Origin of the sequence: Nonomuraea zeae (assembly GCF_005889725.1) — a bacterium.
Lineage (GTDB): Bacteria > Actinomycetota > Actinomycetes > Streptosporangiales > Streptosporangiaceae > Nonomuraea > Nonomuraea zeae.
The window spans coordinates 1-6592 of record NZ_VCKX01000470.1; the positions used below are offsets into that span (position 1 = coordinate 1).

Here is a 6592-nt window from a genome sequence, read left to right on the forward strand (position 1 = left end):
CGAGACGCACAGAGCGGTCGTCCCCGCCCAGCTCCCCGCCGACATTCCCCACTTCATCGGGCGCGGCGCCGAGCTGGCCGAGCTCGACGCCCTGCTGAAGGAACGGGCCAGCCAGAACCTGCTGACCATCGCACTGATCACCGGCGTCGGCGGCGTGGGCAAGTCCAGCCTGGCCGTCCACTGGGGCCACCGCATCGCGGAGCTCTTCCCCGACGGGCAGCTCTTCGTGGACCTGCGCGGCTACGACCTCAACGCCGAGCCGCTCAGCGCCGGCGTGGTCATGGACCGGTTCCTGCGCGCGCTGGGCGTCGGCGGCGACCGCATCGCCCACGAGCTGGACGAGCGGGCCGCCCAGTTCCGCACCACGATCGCCAGACGCCAGCTGCTGATCGTGCTGGACAACGCCCGCGTGATCGAGCAGGTCAGACCGCTGTTACCGGGCTCGGGGAACTGCTGCGTGATCGTCACCAGCCGTGACCCGCTCGGCGATCTGACCGCCCGCGAAGGCGCCACGATGGTCCACCTGGACGTCCTGAGCGCCACGGACTCCGCCGCCCTGCTCGCCGACGTGGCCGACCCCGCGGTCATGAACGAGGACCCCGGCGCCACCGCCAGGCTCGGGCGGCTGTGCGACGGGCTGCCGCTCGCGCTGCGGATCGTCGGCGCCCGGCTGACGGCCCGCTCCTACTGGACCCCCGCCCGCCTGGTCAAGCGCCTGGCCGACGAGCGCCGCCGCCTCGACGAGCTCAGCTACGGCCAGCTCACCGTGCGGGCCACGTTCGCGCTCAGTTACCGGGACCTGAGCCCGGAGGCCGCGCGCATGTTCCGCCGGCTCGGGCTGCTGGAGGTGCCCGACTTCGCGCCGTGGGTGGGGGCGGCGCTGCTCGACATCGACGACATCGAGGGCGAGAACCTGATCGAGCAGCTCGTGGACGCGCAGCTGATCGAGGCCGTCGGCAGGGACTGCGCCGACCAGGTGCGCTACCGCTTCCACGACCTCGTCCGGCTGTACGCCAAGGAGCGCGCGCTGGCCGAGGAGAGCGAGGGGGAGCGGATGGAGGCCGTGAGCCGCGCGCTGTCGGGCTGGCTCTCGCTGACCGAGGAGGCCCACCGCAGGGAGTACGGCGGAGCCTTCACCCAGATGCACGGCTCGGTCACGCGCTGGCGCCCCCAGGACGTGGACCTGCTGCTCGAACGTCCGCTGCACTGGCTCGACTCCGAGCGCGGCGCGCTCGTCTGCGCGGTCTCGCAGGCCTCCGACCTGGGGCTGACCGAGCACTGCTGGGATCTGGCGGTCACGGCCACGACGCTGTTCGAGTCTCGCAGCTACTTCGACGACTGGCGTACCACGCACGAGATCGCGCTGGCCGCCGCCCGCGCCGCCGGCGACGTCAGGGGCGAGGGCGCGGTGCTGTGCTCCATGGGCAGCATGCACCTGTTCCAGCAGTCGCCGTGCCGGGCAGGTGAGCGGCTGCGGGACGCGCTGGAGCTGTTCGAACGGATCGAGGAGCCCTTCGGGCGGGCCCTCGTGCTGCGCAACCTGTCGCTGCTCGACCGGCTCAACGGCCGGTTCGACCACGCGCTCGCGCGGTACGAGGAGGCCAGGGCGATCTTCGCCGCGGTCGGCGACCACTTCGCCGAGGCCCACGTGCTCGGCGGCATCGCCCAGGTCCATCTCGACCAGAACCGCCTGGAGCTGGCCAGGACACTGCTGTCCGAGGCGCTCGACGCGTTCACCAGGCTCGGCAGCGAGCGGGGGCGCGCGCAGATCCTGAACCGGCTGGGGGAGACACTGCTGCGGCTGGGCCGCCTGGAGGAGGCGGAGTCGGCCTGCGAGGCCGCCCTGGCCCTGGTCCGGCACCGGCTCGACGGGATCGGGCAGGCGTACATCCTGTGCGGGCTCGGCGAGATCCGGCTGCGGCAGAACCGGCTGCGGGCGGCCGCCGAGAGCCTCGACGAGGCTCTGCTGATCGCCAGGGAGGTCAGGGAACGCTTCGTGGAGGCCCGGGTGCACCTGACGCTGGGCGACCTGCACGCCAGGCAGGACCGGCTGGAGGAGGCGGTGCGGGACCTGTCCACGGCCCGTGACATCTATGCGAGCCTGGACATCCGCCTGTGGCGGTTCCGCTCGCTCGCGGCGCTGGGGCGGGTGCTCGCCCGTCAGGGGGACGTCGCCGGCGCCGTGGAAACGCTGAAAAGCTCTCTAGCCTGCTGGGACGACCCGGAGGCCGAGGAGTGCGTGCAGGTCAGAGAGCTGCTGGCCGAGCTGTCCTGACGCAGTCCGCCAGGGGCTGACCTTGTGGGTCAGACCCTGGCGGTGGCTGTCAGGTCCAGGTGCTGTCGTTAGAGCCCTTGTCACCGCCCGGGCCTGTCCCGCCCGGCGGTCCTACGGGAACGGTCCCGACAGGGAGCCCGAGGGAGCCCGGGTCACCGCCGGCGATGACGGAGGCGAAGATCGCCGAGGTGTCCGCCTGCTGCGTCACCAACAGTGCGGCGACGCACAGAATGAACACCGCGATGATCCTCGCGGTCCCGGGGAACCGTCTCGTCATTTCATACCTCATTCGCCATCACGATCTGGTTGTCATTTCTCGTGCTGGAAATGAAGTTACGGGGGCACCCCTACGCGCCGATATCACCGTGATTACCCGCGGGCAACCGGTGCCTCGTCGAACCGCAGCACGGCGCTGAGCAGCACGTCCGCGCCCCAGACGAGGTGGTGCGGCGCGGTGTGCTCGCCGGGCGCGTGGCTGATCCCGCCCTCGCTCGGCACGAAGATCATGCCGATCGGCGCGACCCTGGCCACGATCTGCGCGTCGTGGCCGGCCCCGCTCGGCAGGTGGTGGCAGTCCAGGCCGCGCTCGCGCGCCGCCCCGGCGACCAGATCGCGCAGCCGGGGGTCGCACGCCACCGGAGTGGTGCGCGCGCCCGGCTCGACCGTGACGGTGACGCCGTCCGCCGCCGCGATCTCGCCCGCGGCCCCGGCCAGCCGGGCGAGCGCCGCGTCCAGCCGGTCCGCCGACACGTCGCGGAACTCCACGCCGAGCCGGACCCGGCCGGGGATGACGTTCCACATCCCGGGCCCGACGGAGCACGTCCCCGTCGTGGCCCGGAGCACGACCCCCTCCTCGGCGGCGATCGCGCGTACGGCCAGGACCACGCGGGCGGCGGCCACCAGCGCGTCGGACCGGTGGTCCATGGAGGTGGTGCCCGCGTGCCCGGCGACGCCCTCGACGGTGACCGAGACGTTGACCCGCCCCGCGATGCTCTCCACCACGCCGATCGGCACGCCGCGGCGTTCGAGCACGTCGCCCTGCTCCACGTGCAGCTCCAGGTAGGCGGCGATGTCGCCGGGGGCCCACGCGGCCTCGGGCAGCCGCTCGGCGTCCCCGCCGACCGCCGCCAGCAGGTCGCCGACGGGGACGCCGCGCTCGTCCAGCACCTTCGCGATCCCCGGCGGCAGCGCGCCGGCGAAGCCGTGCGCGCCCAGCATGCCCATGGTCCCGTGGCCGCCCTCCTCGTCGCAGAAGGCCACCACCGCCAGCCCGCAGGCCAGCCGTACGCCCCTTTCCGCCAGCGTGCGGGCGACCTCGATCGCGGCGAGTACGCCGTACGCGCCGTCGTAGGCCCCGCCGTTGACCACGGTGTCGATGTGGGAGCCGAGCACGAGCGTCGCCGCGCCCGGATCGATGCCCGGACGGGTGCCGATCAGGTTGCCGGCCGGGTCCACGCGGACCGCGAGCCCCGCCTCGGCCATGAGGCGGGCGACGTAGGCCCGCCCCTCGACATCCTCGGGGCTGAACGCGAGCCGGGTCACCCCGCCGTCGGGCGTCGCGCCGATGGCGGCGAGCGCGGTGATGTGCTCCATCAGCCGCCCGGCGTCCACTCCGGGACGGACTCTCTCGGTGACGGTCATGAGGTACGCAGGGACTTGGGGCGCATGTCCGTCCACACCTGCTCGATGTGGGCCAGGCAGCCGTCGCGGTCGCCCGCGTACCCGGTGGCCGACCACCCGGCGGGCAGGGCCCGGTCGCCGGGCCAGATCGAATACTGTTCCTCGTGGTTGACCACCACGACGTGGGTGTCCATGTCAGACCTCCAGATCGTTGACGATGTGGGCGAGCAGCTCGGCTCGGCGCTCGTGCAGGAAGAAGTGGCCGCCGCGCAGGACCCGGCAGCTGAAGTCGCCGCCCGCCTGCCGTGACCAGAGCCCGGCCGTGCCGGGGGAGACGACCTCGTCGTCCGTGCCCGTGTAGACGCGTACGGGATACGGCAGCGGCGGCTCGGCACGGTGCCGGTAGGTGTCGGTGATCTCCAGGTCGGCGCGGATCCTCGGGAGCACCACGTCGAGCAGCCGCTGATCGTCCAGCGGCATGCCGTGGCTGCCGCCGAGCCGGCGCATCCAGGAGACGAGCCGCGCCTCGGGGGCGTCGTAGTGCGTCTCGGCAGGCGGCTGGTCGGGTGGCCCGGCCGCGGCGGCGAGCAGCGCCCGTGGCTGCCGTACGCCGCGCCGCCGCAGCTGCCTGGCCAGCTCGAACGCCACCCAGGCGCCCATGCTGTAGCCGAACAGCGCGTACGGCCGGTCGAGCTGCGGCTCCAGCGCGTCGGCGAGCTCGGGGACGAGCTGGTCCATGCTGGTACGCGGGGTCTCCCTGATCCGGCGCTCGCGGCCGGGCAGGTTCACGGCCACGACCTCCACGGACTCGGGCAGCAGGCCGGCCCACTGGCCGAACTCCACCGATCCGCCGCCCGCGTACGGCAGGCAGAACAGCCGCACGGCGGCCTGCGGCCGGGGCTCGGGGACGCTCGTCCAGGAGGCCGCATGATGGAGCACGGGCATCGGGAGTCACCTCGTCATCACGTCGTCAAGGGCAGGCGGCCGGGAGGGCCGTCAGGGCACGGTTGTTCAGGGACGCCAGCAGGGGGGTGGTCGGTCGAGACACGGCCGTCGGGGAGACGGTTGGTCAGGGCGTGATCGCTGGGGGACGGGCGCCGGTGGGATGGCCGTCAGGGGTCGGTCGCCAGGGGTCGGTCGTCAGGGGGCGGCCGTCAGGGGGAGATCCGGACATGTCACTACTTCGGTGACCAGTCGCCGGAGCTCGGCGGCCAGCGTGGCCACGGTCTCCGGCCGGAACAGCGCGGTGTCGTATTCGAGGACCGCGCGGGCGTGACCGCCCAGGTCGGTGACCTCCAGGGCCAGGTCGAACTGCGCGGTGCCCAGCGGGACGGCCAGCCGCTCCGCCGAGACGCCGGGCAGGCCGTCGTCGGCCGATTCGAGCAGCCGCTGGTCGTGCAGCGTGAACAGGGCGCCGAACGGCTGCCGCCGGCCGAACCCGAGCCTGGAGGTGAGCAGCGAGAGCGGCAGCTCCTGGTGCTCGTAGGCGCCGAGGAGGTTGCCCCGCACCCGCAGCAGCACGTCGGTGAAGGTCTTCGCCCCCGACAGATCGGTGCGGACGGCGACCGTGTTGACGAAGTGGCCGATCAGCTCCGCGACCTCGGCCCTGGCCCGGCCGGAGACCACGGAGCCGGTGACCACGTCGGGCAAGCCGGTGTGGCGGGCCAGCCAGAGCTGGAAGGCGGCCAGATAGACCATGTGCGGGGTGGTGCCGGTGGCCAGGCACAGGTCACGGACGTCCGCGGAGAGGTCGAACACGTGCTGCGCACCCTCGAACCTGGGTCGCCGCGGTCGCGGGAGGTCCGTGGGCAGCGCCTGGTCCGCCGCCCCCGCCAGACGTTCGCGCCAGTAGGCGGTCAGGCGCTCCAGTCGCTCACCCGACAGGGCCGCCCGCTCCCACCGCGCATAGTCGACGCACTGGACCCGCTCCGGGCCGCCCTCGACCTGCCGTCCCCGTGCCGCGTCCGATGCCGAGCCTTCCTCGATTCGGGCCCGGTAGTGGCCGCACAGTTCCCGCCAGAAGATCGCCGCCGACCAGCCGTCGAAGACGATGTGGTGGACCAGGAAGAGCAGCACGTGTTCGACGGGGGAGACGCGATACAGGATCGGCCGGACCGGCGGCCCCGCCGACAGGTCGAACGGGCGGCGGTACTCCTCCATGACCCGCTCCAGCGGATCGGCGGTCTCCACCACGGGCAGCACGAACGGGCCCGGCTCCGCGACCCGCTGGACGGGCCCCTGCCTGGTCATGGCGAACGTGGTCCGCAGCGCCTCGTGCCCGGCCACGACCTGGCCCAGCGCCCACTCCAGCGCGGCCACGTCGAGCGGCCCGCGCAGGCGGAAGGCGTGCGGCGCGTTGTAGGCCAGGCTCTCCGGTGCGAGCTGGTGCAGGATCCACAGACTCTCCTGGGCATAGGAGAGGGGGTAGTCGCCCCCGGGCTCCCTGGGCGTGGGCCTGGGGCCGGAGTCCGCAGGGGTGCTCAGCCAGCGGGCCAGCTCGGCCGGGGTGAGATGGTGGAAGATGTCGGAGATCGACACCTCCACGCCCAGCCGCGCCTGCAGCTCCATGGCGACCTGGACGGCGGCGAGCGAGTGGCCGCCGCAGGAGAAGAAGTCGTCGTGCTGGTCGATCTCGTCGGCCTCCAGCCCGAGCACGCGCGTCCAGATGTCGATAACCACCCCGACCAGCTCCGCCAC

At 73.0% G+C, this 6592-nt stretch carries 6 protein-coding genes; 1 reads left to right on the forward strand and 5 read right to left on the reverse strand.

The window, feature by feature from the left end:
* The coding region (locus ETD85_RS59115) for an ATP-binding protein (RefSeq protein ID WP_138698560.1) at positions 1-2275 on the forward strand (2275 nt) is incomplete at its 5' end.
* A gap of 49 nt (positions 2276-2324) precedes the next feature.
* Here ETD85_RS59115 and ETD85_RS59120 read toward each other — a convergent pair.
* The 5 genes from ETD85_RS59120 to ETD85_RS59140 all read right to left on the reverse strand — a co-directional run.
* The gene (locus ETD85_RS59120) at positions 2325-2552 is read right to left on the reverse strand and encodes a hypothetical protein (protein ID WP_138698561.1); all 228 of its coding nucleotides are present in this window, start codon (positions 2550-2552) and stop codon (positions 2325-2327) included.
* A 92-nt stretch (positions 2553-2644) separates the two neighbouring features.
* The gene (locus ETD85_RS59125) at positions 2645-3916 is read right to left on the reverse strand and encodes a Zn-dependent hydrolase (protein WP_138698562.1); all 1272 of its coding nucleotides are present in this window, start codon (positions 3914-3916) and stop codon (positions 2645-2647) included.
* Entirely contained in the window at positions 3913-4089 is a 177-nt protein-coding gene (locus ETD85_RS59130; protein ID WP_138698563.1) for an MbtH family protein, read from the reverse strand. The genes ETD85_RS59125 and ETD85_RS59130 overlap by 4 nt, the downstream gene beginning before the upstream one ends.
* Before the next feature lies 1 nt (position 4090).
* Positions 4091-4840: a thioesterase II family protein gene (locus tag ETD85_RS59135; RefSeq protein ID WP_138698564.1), complete on the reverse strand. Its 750-nt coding sequence runs from the start codon at positions 4838-4840 to the stop codon at positions 4091-4093.
* Positions 4841-5035: 195 nt separating this feature from the next.
* Positions 5036-6592 (reverse strand): condensation domain-containing protein (locus ETD85_RS59140; RefSeq protein WP_240780124.1); only part of this gene is annotated, 1557 nt, incomplete at its 5' end.

Excerpts from the sequence above, each read along its gene's own strand:
- ETD85_RS59135 (WP_138698564.1), bottom strand. The coding sequence starts at position 4,840 with ATGCCCGTGCTCCATCATGCGGCCTCCTGGACGAGCGTCCCCGAGCCC.
- ETD85_RS59130 (WP_138698563.1), bottom strand. The coding sequence starts at position 4,089 with ATGGACACCCACGTCGTGGTGGTCAACCACGAGGAACAGTATTCGATC.
- ETD85_RS59120 (WP_138698561.1), bottom strand. The coding sequence starts at position 2,552 with ATGACGAGACGGTTCCCCGGGACCGCGAGGATCATCGCGGTGTTCATT.
- ETD85_RS59125 (WP_138698562.1), bottom strand. The coding sequence starts at position 3,916 with ATGACCGTCACCGAGAGAGTCCGTCCCGGAGTGGACGCCGGGCGGCTG.